General features: G+C 63.9%; 10 protein-coding genes. 1 reads left to right on the forward strand and 9 read right to left on the reverse strand.

Annotated features, from left to right (window positions below):
* Positions 1-65 precede the first annotated feature (65 nt).
* Genes ABCV34_RS08875 through ABCV34_RS08885 form a run of 3 tightly spaced genes read right to left on the reverse strand, consistent with a single transcriptional unit; the run spans position 66 to position 4,392 of the window.
* Positions 66-1,274 (reverse strand): ABC transporter substrate-binding protein, encoded by a 1,209-nt coding sequence (locus ABCV34_RS08875; RefSeq protein ID WP_345795865.1) that lies wholly within the window; start codon positions 1,272-1,274, stop codon positions 66-68.
* Positions 1,275-1,333: 59 nt separating this feature from the next.
* Entirely contained in the window at positions 1,334-2,938 is a 1,605-nt protein-coding gene (locus ABCV34_RS08880; RefSeq protein ID WP_345795866.1) for a GMC family oxidoreductase N-terminal domain-containing protein, read from the reverse strand.
* Positions 2,935-4,392, reverse strand: a complete 1,458-nt coding sequence (locus ABCV34_RS08885) for an NAD-dependent succinate-semialdehyde dehydrogenase (RefSeq protein WP_345795867.1) — start codon at positions 4,390-4,392, stop codon at positions 2,935-2,937. Before ABCV34_RS08885 ends, ABCV34_RS08880 begins: the two co-directional genes overlap by 4 nt.
* 161 nt (positions 4,393-4,553) lie before the next feature.
* On the opposite strand from ABCV34_RS08885, the gene ABCV34_RS08890 reads away from it, so the two are divergent.
* Entirely contained in the window at positions 4,554-5,516 is a 963-nt protein-coding gene (locus ABCV34_RS08890; protein WP_345795868.1) for a LysR family transcriptional regulator, read from the forward strand.
* Here ABCV34_RS08890 and ABCV34_RS08895 read toward each other — a convergent pair.
* The 6 genes from ABCV34_RS08895 to apbC all read right to left on the reverse strand — a co-directional run bounded on the left by ABCV34_RS08895 (position 5,434) and on the right by apbC (position 16,314).
* Positions 5,434-6,672 (reverse strand): NAD(P)/FAD-dependent oxidoreductase, encoded by a 1,239-nt coding sequence (locus ABCV34_RS08895; RefSeq protein WP_345795869.1) that lies wholly within the window; start codon positions 6,670-6,672, stop codon positions 5,434-5,436. The two genes, ABCV34_RS08890 and ABCV34_RS08895, sit on opposite strands and share 83 nt — an antisense overlap.
* A gap of 21 nt (positions 6,673-6,693) precedes the next feature.
* Entirely contained in the window at positions 6,694-8,958 is a 2,265-nt protein-coding gene (locus tag ABCV34_RS08900; protein ID WP_345795870.1) for an arginine/lysine/ornithine decarboxylase, read from the reverse strand.
* Between the two features lie 113 nt (positions 8,959-9,071).
* Entirely contained in the window at positions 9,072-9,635 is a 564-nt protein-coding gene (gene dcd / locus ABCV34_RS08905; RefSeq protein WP_345795871.1) for a dCTP deaminase, read from the reverse strand.
* A gap of 96 nt (positions 9,636-9,731) precedes the next feature.
* Positions 9,732-13,289 (reverse strand): translocation/assembly module TamB domain-containing protein, encoded by a 3,558-nt coding sequence (locus ABCV34_RS08910; protein WP_345795872.1) that lies wholly within the window; start codon positions 13,287-13,289, stop codon positions 9,732-9,734.
* The gene (locus ABCV34_RS08915) at positions 13,286-15,139 is read right to left on the reverse strand and encodes a BamA/TamA family outer membrane protein (protein WP_345795873.1); all 1,854 of its coding nucleotides are present in this window, start codon (positions 15,137-15,139) and stop codon (positions 13,286-13,288) included. Before ABCV34_RS08915 ends, ABCV34_RS08910 begins: the two co-directional genes overlap by 4 nt.
* Positions 15,140-15,228: 89 nt before the next feature.
* Positions 15,229-16,314, reverse strand: coding sequence for an iron-sulfur cluster carrier protein ApbC (gene apbC, locus ABCV34_RS08920; protein WP_345795874.1), 1,086 nt, complete (start codon positions 16,312-16,314; stop codon positions 15,229-15,231).
* Positions 16,315-16,476: the final 162 nt, after the last annotated feature.

Consider the following 16,476-nt stretch of genomic DNA (forward strand, 5'->3'; position numbering starts at 1 on the left):
AAAGGAGGCTTGGCGGCCCCGACAGAGAGACCGCCAGCCGTCGCGAACGTACGCGGTAGCGGCGCTTACTGCTTGAGGTCGGCGGCCGTCAAGGATTGGGTGATCTTGTCATTGACCGACACAACGGTTCCATCCTGCCAACGGACCAAGCGGAAATCCTTGTACGACAACGCCTCGTGATTCTCGTGCGTAAAGGGATGGTCATATTCCTTGATCACGCCCTTGACCTTGTTCAGATTTTCAAGCGCCTGCTGAACTTTTTCGCCATCGGTGGAGTGCGCCTGTTCCATGGCGGCCGCCAGCAGCTTGACCGAATCGTAGGCATGCGCAGCCATCACATAAGTGGGCAGGCGACCGTCATTGGCCTTGAGCAGCGTTTCGTACAGAGCCTTGGATTGCGCCGAGGAATCTTCGGTGATCGATGCCGTGAAAATCATCTTCTTGGCCAGATCAGCGCCCGCGATGCGCACGAACGGAGAGCTCAGGTTGGCCCACGAGGCGAGCGTCGTCGGTGAGTAATCGATCTTCTCGAGGCTGCGCATGACGTGGGCATTGGCGTCGGACAGGGCGTACACGATCAGCGTATCGGCGCCGGCGCTACGGATCTTGTTGAGCTGCGAGGTCATGTCGGTATCGGCCGGGCCGAATTTTTCGACAGCGACAGGCTTGATGCCATGCAAGGCCAACAACTCGACCGCGTCCTTGGCGCCCTGCTGACCATATCCGGTGGTATCGGCAATGATGGCGATCTTGCCCTTGGGGCTGGCCTTGGCTGCATAAGCGGTCAAGAGAGTCAGCTGATCCTTGTCGCGCATGGAGACACGAAAGATGTAGTTCTGGGGCGCCTTGGTGTAGCGCGCCGTAATGTCGGTCGCGGTCGCGACCGGCGAAATCGTCGGGATCTTCTTGTTTTGCACCAGATGCAGCCACGCGAGCATATTGCCCGAATTCACCCCGCCCAGCATTGCCTTGACCCCGATGTTGTTCACCAGCTCATTGGTGTTCTGGATCGCCTTGGGTGGTGAACCGACGTCATCGCGGGTGACCAGTTCCAGCTGCTCGCCCAGCACGCCGCCAGCGGCATTGATTTCACGAATGGCTTCGGTCGCACCCGCCCTGGCCGAGATACCAAAGTCGGCGGAGCCGGTCGCGGACAGGTCGCTGTTCAAGCCGATCTTGATCGTCTCGGCCTGGGACAGCGCCGTCGTTCCCGCTAGGGCGACCCCCAGCAGCAGCTTGGAAAAAAAGACGGTCTTGCGTGTAGATTCAAACATGTTGTCTCCAATATTTGATTTGGTGAAAATTAAAAATATCGTCCAGCACGTTGCCAGGACTAGTCATCCAGGATCATGTCAGCCGCCTTGTTGGCGATCATCATGGTGGCCGCGCAGATATTGGCCGATGGAATCGAGGGCATGACCGACGAATCCACCACGCGCAGGTGATCGATACCATGCACCTTCAATCTGGCATCGACCACCGCCATCGGGTCGCTCGCCGGCCCCATGCGTGCCGTACCATTGAGGTGGTAGGAAGACACACCGACGTGGCGCACGAAATCGAGCAATTCATCCTCGGAACGACACAGATCGCCTGGCAGAGTCTCGCCATCGAAATACCGTTCCAGCGCCTTGGATCGCAACAGCTCCCGCGCGAGACGCACGCCGTTGATCAACACGCGCTGGTCGTCCGAGTCGGACAGGTAATTAGGCTGGACCAGTGGCGCAGCGGCGGCATCGGGGGATTGCAGGCGCACATGCCCGCGGCTGCGTGGCCGATGCTGCCAGACACCGACTGTCATGCCGGGGTAATCATCCAACCGGCCCACATAGCCTTCCTTGTAGCTGGCCGGCGTAAACACGCCCTGCAGATCGGCCCTGTCCAGTCCAGGCTCGGATTTCCAGAACCAGTGCACCAGAGAGGGACTGAGCGCCATGATGCTGGGCTTTTTCGTCGCCCAGTTGAAAATCTGCCGCCCCAGCCGCAGGCCGCGCGACAGTTCGTTCAGGGTATCGCACCCCTTGACGCGCGCCACCAGACGCACGGAATAATGGTCGCTGAGATTCTGACCCACCCCAGCCAGATCACGCACCACCGGCACACCGGTTTCCTGGAGGTGTGCCGCTGGTCCCAGGCCCGACAGCATCAACAGCTTGGGCGTATTGATGGCGCCGCAGGCCACAATGACGCTTTTGGCCGCCAGCACCGTACGGGCCGGCCCGCCCGACGGGTGGTTGTATTGGACACCCCGGGCCTTGCGGTCTTCGATGATGATCCTGGCCGCCTGAGCCGATGTCCTGATCGTCAGGTTGGGACGGCGCCGCACCGGCCGCAGGAAGCAATGCGCGGTGCTCATGCGCCAGCCGCGATCGATCGTCCGCTGGAAATACCCAGCACCTTCCTGCGACTCGCCGTTATAGTCCGCCGTCCGCGGCATTCCCTGCTGCGCCGCACCCTGGATGAAGGCCTCGCACAAAGGGTGAATCCAATCCATGTTACTGACGGGCAGCTCGCCTGAACGTCCCCGATACTCATCGCTACCGCCGCTATGACGCTCCATGGATTTGAAATAAGGCAGTACCTCGCGAAAGGCCCACCCCGGATTACCCAGATCAGCCCAATGATCGTAATCACTCTGCTGACCTCGGTTGTAGACCAGGCCGTTGATCGAAGAGGAACCACCCAGGACGCGCCCCTGGGGAATGGGAATGCGGCGGCCAGCGGTGAGTTCGGTCGGTTCTGTCGTGAACTGCCATGCATACGTGGGATTGAACACGACCTTGATGAAGCCGGCGGGAATATGCAGGAAAGGATGCCAGTCGGATGGACCGGCCTCCAGCAGGCAGACCGTGGAACCATCGGCGCTCAGGCGATTGGCCAGGATTGCCCCAGCGGCGCCTGCGCCCACAATGACATAGTCGAAAGACTCAGTGCTCATGCCGCCGCCATGCAAACATACTTGATTTCGAGGAACTCCTCGATGCCGTACTTCGAGCCCTCGCGGCCCAGGCCCGAGGATTTGACGCCACCAAAAGGGCCAACCTCGTTGGACACGGTACCGGTATTGACTCCCACGATCCCATATTCCAGCTTTTCCAGCATCCGCTGGATCCGCACGCGGTCATCCGTATAGAAATATGCCGCCAGGCCGGATTCACAATTGTTGGCCAGCGACAGGACCTGCGACTCGGTGCTGAACGTCGCCAGCGCCACGACCGGTCCGAAGATTTCTTCATGCGCAATGCGCATGTCCTGCGTCACGCCCTGCAGCACCGTCGGTTCATAGAGCAGCCCGCCTTCGACCGACAGGCGGCCGCCCGCCCGCAGCACAGCGCCCTTGCCGACAGCGTCCTCGACCAATCCGACGACTTTCTTCACGGCGCGCTGATCAATCAGGGGGCCGAGATCCACGCCTTCTTCAAGGCCATTGCCTAGCTTCATCGCCCGCACTCTGGCGGTCAGCTTTTCCGTGAACGCATCGGCGATGCTGTCCTGCAGATAGACCCTATTCGCACAAACGCAGGTCTGACCCGCATTCCGGAATTTCGAGGCCATCAACCCATCCACCGCTTGATCCAGATCGGCATCCTCGAAGACGATGAATGGCGCATTTCCGCCGAGTTCCAGCGACAACTTCTTGATGTTGGAGGCGCTTTGCTGCATCAGGAGCCGCCCGGTATCGGTCGAGCCCGTAAAGGTCAGTTTCCGGACCGAGGGATGCTGCGTCAGTTCGCGCCCGATGGCGGCCGGCGCGCCGGTCAGCACATTGAGCACGCCGGGAGGAAGCCCCGCCTGCTCGGCCAGGGCCACCAGGGCCAAGGCGGTATAGGGCGTCAGCTCTGAGGGCTTCAACACCACGGCGCAGCCGGCGGCCAAGGCAGGCGCAACCTTGCGCGTGACCAACGCGGAGGGAAAATTCCAGGCGATGATGGCGGCACAAACTCCCACAGGCTGTTTGATCGCCATCAGGCGCTGATCCGCGCGGGTGGGCGGAAGCACGTCGCCATATATCCGCTTGGCTTCTTCGGAAAACCACTCGACGAACGACAGCGCGTAGTTCAGTTCGCCACGGGCTTCAGCCAACGGCTTGCCTTGTTCCAGGGTCAGGATCAGCGCCAGGTCATCCGCATTCTGCTCGATCAGGGCCTGCCATTTCCGCAGAATGGCGCCGCGCTCCTTTCCTGTCCTTGTCGCCCACGCCTGCTGGGCCGCCTCGGCGGCCTCGATGGCCCGGATCGTCTCAGCGGCACCCAGATCCGGAATCGTCCCCAGCACCGTACCGTCGTAGGGATTGTGGACTTCGAGTACGCGCCCGGAATCGGCATCGCACCATTTGCCGTTAATATAGGCCTGCTGCTTGAACAGCGAGCCATTGCGCATTCGCGCTTGCATGTTTGTCTCCGTTGATGGCTTGAAGGCACCCGGTCACAAGGCCCGGTAAAGCTGCGTCAGTCTATCAACGCGGATAAAACCGCTGAAGCATTCATTGATGAGGCTGCCATCGCAAAACACGATGACAAACACACAGCGGCCATCGAATCACGGGTCCCAATATGTACTTGAACCCCATATCCCTGAGGCTGTTCATCGCCGTCATCGAGGAAGGCACGATTGCCGCCGCCGCCGAACGCGAGCACATCGCCGCCGCAGCGGTCAGCAAGCGCATCAGCGAACTGGAACAACAACTCAAGACTCTCCTGCTGCAACGGACCAATAAGGGCATCCAACCCACCATGGCAGGCATGGCCTTGCTCAGCATGGCTCGGCGCGCATTGCATGAACTCGACGAAATTTCGGTTCAAATGCACGAGTACGCAAGCGGCGTGCGGGGCTTCGTGCGTGTCTACGCAAACATCTCGGTCATCACCCAGTTTCTCCCCCAGGACATCAAGACCTTTCTGGAGATCTACCCCAACATTCAAGTACACCTGGAGGAAAAAATCAGCTCTTCCGTCATCAAGTCCGTCCAGGAGAACGCCGCCGACGTCGGTCTGTTTTCCGGCACCCACCACGTGGAACACGACGTCGAAGTGCTGCCGTACCGGGAAGACGTCCTGTGCCTGATCGTCCCTAAGGGGCACCCCCTGATCGGAAAACCCGGCTTCCGCTTCACGGATGCCCTGGAATACGACTTCATCGGCTTGCACACCGGCAGCGCGATCAATCACATCGTGGCCAACGCCGCCAGCAGCCGCAATCGGGAAATGAAGATCAAGGTTCAGGTCACCGGGTTCGATGCCCTGTGCTTCATGATCGATTCGGGCCTAGGAATCGGCGTGCTGCCGGCGACGCTCGCCAAACGCTATTCGCGGATATTCAATATTCATACGATCCCTATTCGCGAACCCTGGGCGAGACGGGCGCTGAACATCTGCGTGCGATCGACAGATTCTCTACCAACGGCTGCCCAGCTGTTCGTGAATCACTTGCGGGCTACAGGCGGACCAGCGCCCGCCCGCAAGCCACACCGGACGCCCAGGCCCACTGAAAGTTATAACCACCCAGCCAGCCGGTGACGTCCACGGCTTCGCCGATGACGTACAGCCCCGGACAGCGATGGGCCTGCAGGCTGCGCTGGTCGAGCTCGCCGGTATCCACCCCACCGCTCATGACCTCGGCCTTCTTGTAGCCGGCCGTGCCCGTCGGCCACAAGGTCCAGTCCCGGATGCGATCACCCAGGGCGCGCAGCTGGCGGTCAGGGATGTCGGCCAGACGCCGGCCGCTGTCTTCGGACAGCCAGGCTTCCGCCAGTCGCCGGGGCCAGATGCCGGACAAGGCCGTCAGCAGGGTCTGACGACCGCCCGACTTGGCGGCGATCAGGATATCGGCCACGGCCTGGCCAGGCGCCAGATCGATATGGATCGGGTCGCCCGGCTGCCAATAGCTGGAAATCTGCAGGATGCCAGGGCCCGACAGACCTCGATGCGTGAACAGCAGATCTTCAAAGAATTCGGTGCGAGCCGGGCCGCGGTGCCGCTTCGTCCGCTCCTGCGGACTGGATGCTTCGTGCGACAGACGGACTTCCAGCGCAACACCAGACAGGGCCGCAAAGGGCTGCCAGGCCTGGGCGTCGAACGTCAGCGGCACCAGCGCCGGGCGCGGCTCGACGATCTTCAGACCGAACTGGCGCGCGACGCGCAGGCTGAAGTCGGTGGCGCCCAGCTGGGGGATCGCCATGCCGCCGGTTGCCAGCACGAGTTGCGCGGCACGGATCGTCCCACTCTCGGTGGCCAGCATGAAACCGCCATCCTCACGCGCTACGGACCGCACGGCGCAGGGCATGCGCCAGGCGACACCGCCCGCCTCGCATTCCCGCCGCAGGACATCGATGATCGATTCGCTGGAGTCATCGCAGAACAATTGCCCGCGATGTTTTTCATGCCAGGACACGCCATGCGTGCGCAGCAGATCCAGGAAATCCCGCGGCCCATAGGCGCGCAGGGCCGAGCGGCAGAAATCCGGATTGCGCGACAGGAACTGGGCCGGGCTGGTCCCCAGGTTGGTGAAATTGCAGCGGCCACCCCCGGAAATGCGGATCTTTTCCGCCAGCCGTTCGGCATGATCGATCAGCACCACCCGCAGCCCGCGCTGACCGGCCACCGCCGCCGTCATCATGCCGGCGGCGCCCGCGCCGATCACCGCGACGTCAAAAATACCATCGGAACGCGGCATCGGATATCCGGGTTCGTCCAATCAGTCTTGCTCGCGGATGCAATCCACGTAATAGTGCCGCAGGCCTTGTTCGTCGGTCTCGTAGGCCAGGCCATGAACATCCGTTTCAAAGCCCGGGAACTGCTGGTTGAATTCCTGGGTGAACTTCAGGTAGTCGACGATGTCGCGGTTGAAGCGTTCGCCCGGGATCAGCAGAGGGATGCCCGGCGGGTACGGGGTCAGCAGAACGCCGGTGACGCGGCCTTCCAGGTGTTCGACCCGCACTCGTTCGACCTCGCGGTGCGCCATGCGCGCATAGGCATCGGCCGGGCGCATGGCCGGCACCATGTCGCTGAGATACACCCGCGTGGTCAGGCGCGCGAAATCGTAATGGCGGTAGGCCTCGTGGATCTCCTGGCACAGATCGCGCAGACCCATGCGCTCGTAGCGCTTGTGCGCGCGGTTGAATTCGGGCAGCACGCGCCACAACGGCTGATTGCGGTCGTAGTCGTCCTTGAACTGCTGCAGCGCGGTCAGCAGCGTGTTCCAGCGGCCCTTGGTGATGCCGATGGTGAACAGGATGAAGAAGGAATAGAGGCCAGTCTTTTCGACGACCACGCCGTGTTCCACCAGATAGCGGGACACGAGCGCCGCCGGGATTCCGGAGTCGGCGAACGTCCCCGAAATGTCCAGGCCCGGCGTGACGACAGTGGCCTTGATCGGGTCGAGCATGTTGAAACCCTCGGCCAGATCACCGAAGCCATGCCATTCGTCGCCCGAGCCCAGGATCCAGTCCTCGCGGTTACCGATGCCTTCGGGCACCAGGCGGTTGGGCCCCCAGACCTTGAACCACCAATCGTTCTTGCCGAATTCGGATTCGACCTTGCGCATGGCGCGACGAAAGTCCAGCGCCTCGCGGATGGATTCCTCGACCAGCGCGGTGCCGCCGGGGGGTTCCATCATGGCCGCCGCCACGTCGCAGGACGCAATAATGGCGTACTGCGGCGAGGTCGAGGTGTGCATCAGGAAGGCTTCATTGAAGATGTTGCGATCCAGCTTGCGGGTTTCCGAATCCTGCACCACGATCTGGGACGCCTGCGACAGGCCCGCCAGCAGCTTGTGCGTGGAGTGCGTCGCATAGATCATCGTGTCGTGGCTGCGCGGGCGGTTGGGCCCGATGGCGTGCATGTCCTCGTAAAATTCATGGAACGCGGCATGCGGCAGCCACGCCTCGTCGAAGTGCAGGGTGTCGATGTACGAACCCAGCTTTTCCTTGATCATCTCGACGTTGTAGATCACGCCGTCATAGGTGCTCTGGGTCAGCGACAGGATACGGGGACGCTTGTTGACGGCTTCCCGCGCAAAGGGGTTGGCCTCGATCTTGCGCCGGATGTTTTCCGGATCGAATTCTTCCAGCGGGATCGGCCCGATGATGCCCAGGTGGTTGCGCGTGGGACGCAGAAACACCGGGATCGCACCCGTCATGGTGATGGCGTGCAGGACGGATTTGTGGCAATTGCGGTCCACCACGACCACGTCGCCCGCCGCCACGTTGGCGTGCCAGACGATCTTGTTGGATGTGGACGTGCCATTGGTGACGAAGAAGCAGTGATCCGCATGGAAGATGCGGGCCGCGTTTTTTTCGGATTCGGCCACCGGACCCGTGTGATCCAGCAGCTGTCCCAGTTCGTCGACCGCATTGCAGACGTCGGCGCGCAGCATGTTTTCGCCGAAGAACTGGTGGAACATCTGCCCGACCGGGCTCTTCAGGAAGGCCACCCCGCCCGAGTGCCCAGGGCAGTGCCAGGAATAGGACCCGTCCGAGGCATAGTCCAGCAGTTCGCGGAAAAACGGCGGCGCCAGGCTGTCCAGATAGGCGCGGGCCTCGCGGATGATGTGGCGCGCCACGAATTCCGGCGTGTCCTCGAACATGTGAATGAAGCCGTGCAGTTCGCGCAGGATGTCGTTGGGGATGTGCTGCGAGGTCCGGGTTTCACCATACAGATAGATGGGGATGTCCTCGTTGCGAAAGCGCAGCTCGCCGATGAAGGAACGCAGGTTCTTGATCGCGTTGGCGACATCTTCCGGGGAATCCTCGTCGAATTCCTCGTCGTCGATCGACAGGATGAAGGCGCTGGCGCGGCTTTGCTGCTGCGCAAACGAACTGAGGTCGCCATAACTGGTGACGCCCAGAACCTCCACCCCTTCCGCCTCGATGGCGGACGCCAGGGCCCGGATGCCGAATCCGGAGGCATTCTCGGAACGATAGTCTTCGTCGATGATGACGATGGGAAAGCGAAATTTCATGGCAATCACCGTAAGGGCCGCGGGTGCGACCCGAAACGCCTCGGCGGGCTTTGCAACACCCGCCAAGGACTTTCAGCGTTCAGAACATTCCCGTTCCGCGTGCGGACGGGACACTAGGTGCGCGGCAGCGTCACCCCTTGTTGCCCCTGATATTTGCCGCCCCGATCCGCATACGAGGTCTCGCAGACTTCGTCGCTTTCGAAGAACAGCATCTGGGCGCAACCCTCGCCGGCGTAGATTTTCGCGGGCAGCGGAGTGGTATTGGAAAATTCCAGCGTCACATGGCCTTCCCATTCGGGTTCCAACGGTGTGACGTTGACGATGATGCCGCAGCGGGCATAGGTGCTTTTCCCCAGGCAGACCGTCAGCACGGTGCGCGGGATGCGGAAATATTCGACCGTGCGCGCCAGAGCGAAGGAATTCGGCGGGATCATGCACACATCGCCTTCGAAATCCACAAAGGACCTGGCATCGAAGGCCTTCGGGTCCACAATCGAGGAATTGATGTTCGTGAAGATCTTGAATTCGCGCGCGCAGCGCACGTCGTAGCCATAGCTGCTGGTGCCATAGCTGACGATCTTCTGGCCATTGACCGTGCGCACCTGCCCGGGCTCGAAAGGCTCTATCATGCCGGCCTGCGCCGCGCTGCGGATCCAGCGGTCGTTCTTGATGCTCATGGACACCCTCGATGCAATGTTGCGGTATTTTAAGAGAAAATCCAGGTCCGTCGAACCCGATCCGGCACCGATGTGTGATTCCGGCGACTGATAGGGTCAATCCATCGAGAACCAGCGATACACCAGCGCCAGGCCGCTGACCGTGCCGACCGTCGCCTCCGCCTGCAGGCCGCGCATCAGCCGATAGCTCAGGCGCGCGACGGTTCCCGTCTGCGCCAGCGCCTGTTCCGCACTGATCTTCAGATTCTCGCTCAAGGTCTTGCTGGCGACCACGAAGCGCTGTTCGATGGGGCTCGCCGCGGTATCCAGGCCGCTGACCACGCTTTGCACCGGCAGGATGCTGCCCGTGCTGCCCAGCTCGCCCGTGCGCATGCTCAGCTCATCCAGACCGAAGCGCTTGTAGAACGGCTCGCCGCTCGACAGGAAGGAGCTGCCCACGGAAAAGAGCAGCGACATGTCCCCACCCCCCTCGTCGGGGCCATGCCCCAGCAGCAGCCAGGTAAGCTTTTCGGTTTCGCTGACGACCGGAATCGAGACCAGATCGATGCGCGGCCGCCGCGCGGTGCCGGCCACCTGCACACCCGCCTGCACGGCCACGTCGGTGCGCAAGGCCTGGATGTCCAGCACCGGATTGGCGATGTCGCCCTGGAACGTCACCGTGCCGCGACGCAGCTGCAGATGCTGACCGTAGGCGTCGATCGACCCGCCCCGGGTGCGCAGCGCGCCCAGGGCGGTCAGCTTGCCCTCGCGCAGTCGCAGATCCAGGCGGCCGATCAGGCCGGAATTCACGCCATATCCGGTCAAATAGAAGCGCGGCCCCAGATCGATGGACAGGTCGGCGCGGACGTCCAGCGGTGGCGCAGCCGGCATCGGCGCCTTTTGCCCCGGCTCGAGGATCACCACATCGCTGTCGAGCGAGGGAATGTTGCTGAGCATGTCCAGATCGAACCAGCCCGCGTCAGCCACGATCTTGCCCGTCAGGTCGATCCGCGGCAACGTCGCTCGCACCTGCAGGTCGCCCGTGATCATGGCGTAGCGGTCGGAACGCTGCAGAATCGGGTAGCGGCGAAAGGCGACATTGACCTGCCCCTGCTGCGCGAACAGGTCCCATTGACCAGTGACATCCAGGTCGCCGTTCTGAGCATCGGGATTTTCCGCCACCCAGGTCGCGGTCCGCCACTCTTTGGGTGTCACACGGCGCACCGCCGGAAACCGCAGATGGTCGAGCACCACCTGCATGCCATCGAAATGCGCCTGCAGAGTGCCGTCGAGCAGCCGCACCCCTTGGTCCACCATCAGCAGGCGCAGGTTCTCGCCACGCAGCGGCCCCGTCAGCACCCAGCGGCCATTGGGCTGGCTGCGCCCCTGAATATCGGCATGCACCGTTCCGCCGATCTCGGCGGCCCCGCCCAACAGCAGGTTGACCCAGGACAGGTCCTCGGACTGGGCTTCCAGGTGGACGTGCTTTTCGTCCTGCGGCCGCACGCCCAGTCCCCCGCCCGGCATGCCGTGGATCGGCGTATCGGCGCGCAGGCGCATGCTCCCCATGTCCCGCGTCACGACCTGCAGATCCAGCGCCGCCCGGCTGACTGTGGCCGCCGTCGGCCTGATCGCCACGTCCAGGCGCGCGGTATCCAGTTTCAAGTGGATGGGCACGTCACCCGGCACGATCAGCTCGCCATTCTGGCGCGTCAGATGGATGTCGCCCGCGAGCGCGCCGGCGAATTTCAGGTCCCAGTCCAGCCGCAGGTCCAGCCGGCTGCGTTGCGCCTGCTCCGACAGCGCCGTTCGCACCCCGCCCGTCCGCTGTCCGGCCTTGCCTAGCCAGGACTGGATCCGCATGATGCGTTCGGGCGTCACCGTCAGCGGATCGATCCGGCCTCGGGTATCCCACTTGCCGGCCTGCCCGCCGGATGCCTGATGCCGCACCTGCAACAGCGGTTGTCCGTCCAGTGACAGGTCCAGCAACGCCTGGCCGACCTGCCAACGCAGCGACTCCGGGCGGCTGGTGCCGCTTGCCGATAGGCCGTCAGCAACCATGGCCAGCATCACCGGGATCGCGCCCTCGCTGCGCAGCTGCGCACCGGCATGACGAACCTGCAGCCCCGAGATCCGCCCCTGCCAGCCCTTGTCCGATGACCAGTCCCCCTGAAGCGCCAGTTGCAAATCCACCGGCGCGCTGCCGGGGACGCCAGCGCGCGAGGCGTCCGGCACATAGCGGCCCTGCAGGGACGCCCGATGCCGGGCGGGCGAACCATCGGCATCCAGTTTGAGTTCGGCGCTTCCAGGCAGCCCAGGCCACACAGCCGCCAGCGACGGCAAACCCGCATCGAGCTTCAGCCGGCTGCGATCGGCCGACACATTGCCGTCCAGCCGGATACGATCGCGGCCGAGATCGAGCGCGACATCCAGGCCATCGGCCCGGATCTCCAGCGGATTCAGGGGCGCCCCCGCCGCCACGTCCAACAGCGGCCCCTGCGCCCGGAAGAGTCTGGCCAGCCTCAGATGACCAGCCAGCGGCTGACCGTTCCAGCGGCTGGATTTGTCCACGGCGACCGTCAGCCCGGCGTCCTGAAGCTGGTGGTCGCCCGTCAGGCGCGCCCGCAGCTCGCCCTGCACATCCAGCCTCGACGGCCCGAGTCCCCTGGGCAGCCAGGGGGTGAGGACCAGTTGCCGGGCGTCGAACACGGCCTGTAGCGGCCGCAGACCATCGGCATCCGGCTGTCCGGGCCGGACCTTCAGCGTCAGGCCCGCCTGATCCGGCAGGGTCAGCTCGACCTGGGTGGCCCCGAGCGGAAACGTCTGCGTCGGAAGGATGTCGGCATCCGCCTTGAGCGTCAGGCCCTGACCCTGGGCATTGGCGCGGAGATGAAAGGCATCCGGCGTCCCCGCCAGCCGCAGGTCCAGATCGACGCGGCAGGGTTGGCTGACGGCTTCCGGTCCTTGCGAAATCCGCCGGAAGCACACCGGGGAGTGCGCGCTTCGGTCCTGCGCCGACCCATGCAGATTCAGCTCGAGGGGCCAGGGCTGTGCCAGCCCGCGCAGAGCCAGGTTGCCATTGAAGGACAGCAGCGTGTCGTCGTGCGCCACCCGCAGTTCGTCCAGCATCACGGTGGCCGTCCGCGCATCCAGGGTCAGCGCTGTGGACAAGGACAGCAGATCGACCGGCGGCTTCTCCCCATCGACCGTCAGGCCCAGCCCCCCCAGCGACAAACGGTCCACCCGCAGGCTCAACGGCAGCGCCGGCATGCGAAAGGGGGCGGACGAGGCCGGCGCGGCGGCCGGTGGCGTCCGCACCGCCACGTCCACGCGCACAGCCGACAGGTCGTTGATGTGCAGACGGCGATCCCGGAGTTCCGACCACAGCGTCTTCAGGTGCAGGCCCACGACCCGGATGTCGGCGTCCGGCAAAGACAGCGTCAGGCCTTCGACGTACAGGCCATCGCGGATGGATCCATGCACGCCCTGGACCTGGCCGTCGAACTGGGCGGCCGCCGTGCGCAACAGCCATCGGGTGCCGGGCTGACTGTCGACGCACCACCAGGCAAATCCCAGAAGCAGTACCAGCGCCGCCACCAGCGGCGGCAGTCCCCACAACCCGAAGACCCGCAGGCCCCGCCAGCAACGGCGAAGGATCCATTTCCCGGGGTTCAAAACGCGATCCCCAGCGAGAACTGCAACCGCAGGCGCTGATCCTTCTGGGCCCAGGCGACATCGACGTTGAAGGGCCCGGCCGGGGTGCGCACCGCCAGCCCCACACCATAGCCCAGATGCCAGTCGAAATCCTTGAAGGACGGCGCGGCATCGCCGGCATCGATGAATACGTTGGCCCCGAGCAATTCCGTGAAATAGTGGGTGTATTCGATACCGGCCACCCCCAGCACGGGCGCGCCGATCACCGCATCGCCACGCTGCAGGCCGATGCTGTCGTAGCGATATCCCCGGATGCTGCGCGAACCGCCGGTGCGCCAGGAAAAATCCTGGGGCAGGCGATCGGTATGCGACCAGACCTTGCCGATCTCGCCGCGCACTGTCAGCACGTCACGATCGCCAATCGGCCACCATTGCTGGGCGCGCAGGCTGCTGCGGTAAAAGGCCTTGCCCGTGTCCAGCGTGGTCCCCACCCCCAATCCGAATTCGACCAGATTGCCCTCGCGCGGATCGTATTTCGCGTTGACGTCGCGCCGCAGCCATTGCCAGGTTGCCGCCCAGCTGGGGACCTCGTATTTGTTCGCCCCTGAAATCCGGGTCTTGTCGTAGGCGACCAGCGCCCCCCAGGTCACCTCGTATTCGACCCGGCTGGCGCCCGCCGCCTTGCGCTGCTGGGTGCGTTTCCAGCCCAGCCCGGTGCGGCTGTTTTCCAGCCCCCGGATGTCGGAATGGTCGTACAACACGCCGACGCTGTCCTTGTTGCCATCGCTGCCGGGGGGCAGGTGGACGTCGAAAAACGCCCGCTGGCGGTCGATATCCACACCCGCCCCGGTTTCGATCCAGACCGGCAGGCCATGGACCACGTTCTGGCGGTACAAGCCCTCGACCCGCACGCCATGGTCGCTGTCGGCACCCAGGGACCCGCTGAAATAGCGGGCGGGCGCCTCGGTGACCTGAACACGCACCGGCAGCGTGACCGGCGCGTCTCCCGACGGAGGGGATGTCTGCCCCGGCGTCGGTGTGACAGGCCCGGCACCGGCATGGGGCGCCTGCCCCGCGGCACCCGCCGAGGCCTCACCGGTCGCGCCATTGGCCAGCGTCACGAACGCCCCCCGAAAAAACGTCGTGGACTGCAGCGCCTGCTGCCAGTCCTCCAACTGCCGCTGATCGTAGGGATCGCCCGGTTCATACTGAACATAGCGGCGGATCAGGGATTCGGGAACACGTTTCAGACCGATGACCTGCAGATCCCCCAGACGCACCGGCGGACCGCTGTCCACCGTCACGGAAAGATCAGCCTGCGCCGCTTGCGGGTCGACCGCCGCGCGGGTCGGGTCGAGGCGTCCGTAATAAAAATCGTGTTCGGTCACGGCATCGAGCAGACCCGATTTGGCGCTGCTCCAGTCGTCGTTGATGAAGGGCATGCCAGGCTTGAGCAGCCAGTCTTTCTTCAGCGCCTCGCGGCGTGCCACGTAGGCCGGCCCGGCCAACGCGCCCTGGAAGGACAGCCCGAAATTTCGCACCCGCGCCCGGGTACCGGGATCAATCGTGATCTCCCAGAATTCCCCGCCCCCCGGCGCCCCCCCGGACACGTCCAGCGTGACGGTGGCGCCGAAATACCCCTGAGTCCGCAGTGCGGCCTGCGCGGCTTCCCAGGCGCGCCGCCGCAGACGGGAGACCTCGCGAACATCCTGGTCTTCGGCCAGCCGCGTGATGGCGCCGACCGCCTGAGTGATCGCCTGCAGAACTTTAGGAGGTGCGCCGCCGGGATCGATGATGACCTCGGGGGGCACCGCCAGCGCGGGCCGGCACAGGGCCAGCCCCACCCACAGCACCACCAGGCGCGGATCCATGAACGATGTCCTGACGCGCCACCTGCGTTTGCCGCCCCCTTGGCGGGAAAGCAACGACCGGGCGGACTGGCTCAGGACATCCCGGCGCATCAGGTCTTGCGCGCCACGACCTTGGGGCGTACACCGGAATCATCCAGCGGCTGCCCCGCGACATGAACGGCGAGTTGATGAGCGATCTGATGATAGAGCTGGGCCGCTTTGCCGTCGGGCGAGGCCACGACGCTGGGGCGCCCGGAGTCGGTTTCCTGGCGGATGTCGAGCTGCAGCGGCAAGGCGCCCAACCAGGGCAGGTGGTAGGTGGCGGCCAGCTGGCGGCCGCCGTCCTGCCCGAAGATCGGTTCGACATGCCCGCAATTCGAGCACACATGCACGGACATGTTTTCGACGATACCCAGCACAGGAACATCCACCTTCTGGAACATGATCAGACCCTTGCGGGCGTCGGCCAGGGCCAGATCCTGCGGGGTGGTGACGATCACCGCCCCGGTCAGCGGGACCTTTTGCGCCATGGTGAGCGCAATATCGCCCGTTCCGGGCGGCATGTCCACGATCAGATAATCCAGATTGTTCCAATTCGTGAGCGACAGCAGCTGCGTGAGCGCCTGGGTGACCATCGGGCCGCGCCAGATGGCCGGCCCATCGTCGTCCATCAGGAAACCGATGGAATTGGACTGCAGGCCATGGCCAATCATGGGTTCCATCGTTTTGCCGTCGGCGCTTTTGGGCTTGCCCGACAGCCCCAGCATGATGGGGACGCTGGGACCATAGATGTCGGCATCCAGCAGGCCGACCCGCGCGCCCTGGGCTTGCAGGGCCAGCGCCAGGTTGACGGCCGTGGTGCTTTTGCCCACCCCGCCCTTGCCCGAGGCCACGGCGATGATGTTGCGCACGCTGTCCAGAGGCCGCAAGCCGCGCTGCACCGCATGGGTGGCGATCCGCGTATCGAAGTTCAGGGCCCCCAGCCGGATGCCGGCCGCCGCCAGCGCATCCTGGATCGCCTGGCGCAAAGCCTGCTCGCCATTGAATACCGGGTAGCCGAGGGTTACAGTGATATCAAATGCATCGCCCGCCGCAGCGATCTGCAGATCGGCGTCGGTCACCGCCAGCGTTTTCCGGGTATCGGGATTGATCACCCGCGACAAAGCCGAGCGGATGTCCTGAGAAGTGGTGCTCATGGGGGGTCCGAATGAAAACTATCGATACCAGAAGCATAGCGGATTCCCCTGGAAATCCGTAGATTGACCCCGATATGGACACGACGATGCCGCTGTTGCCCGACAATATCCGGGCTGTGTGAACCGCATCCCGACGCAACTTTTCCCGGCCCCGGGAGTCTT

Source organism: Castellaniella sp. MT123 (assembly GCF_039614765.1).
GTDB lineage: Bacteria > Pseudomonadota > Gammaproteobacteria > Burkholderiales > Burkholderiaceae_B > Castellaniella.

Coding starts and splice junctions, on each gene's coding strand:
- ABCV34_RS08880 (WP_345795866.1), bottom strand. CDS start 2,938: ATGAGCACTGAGTCTTTCGACTATGTCATTGTGGGCGCAGGCGCCGCT.
- ABCV34_RS08890 (WP_345795868.1), top strand. CDS start 4,554: ATGTACTTGAACCCCATATCCCTGAGGCTGTTCATCGCCGTCATCGAG.
- ABCV34_RS08900 (WP_345795870.1), bottom strand. CDS start 8,958: ATGAAATTTCGCTTTCCCATCGTCATCATCGACGAAGACTATCGTTCC.
- apbC (WP_345795874.1), bottom strand. CDS start 16,314: ATGAGCACCACTTCTCAGGACATCCGCTCGGCTTTGTCGCGGGTGATC.
- ABCV34_RS08885 (WP_345795867.1), bottom strand. CDS start 4,392: ATGCAAGCGCGAATGCGCAATGGCTCGCTGTTCAAGCAGCAGGCCTAT.
- ABCV34_RS08875 (WP_345795865.1), bottom strand. CDS start 1,274: ATGTTTGAATCTACACGCAAGACCGTCTTTTTTTCCAAGCTGCTGCTG.
- ABCV34_RS08915 (WP_345795873.1), bottom strand. CDS start 15,139: ATGGATCCGCGCCTGGTGGTGCTGTGGGTGGGGCTGGCCCTGTGCCGG.
- dcd (WP_345795871.1), bottom strand. CDS start 9,635: ATGAGCATCAAGAACGACCGCTGGATCCGCAGCGCGGCGCAGGCCGGC.
- ABCV34_RS08895 (WP_345795869.1), bottom strand. CDS start 6,672: ATGCCGCGTTCCGATGGTATTTTTGACGTCGCGGTGATCGGCGCGGGC.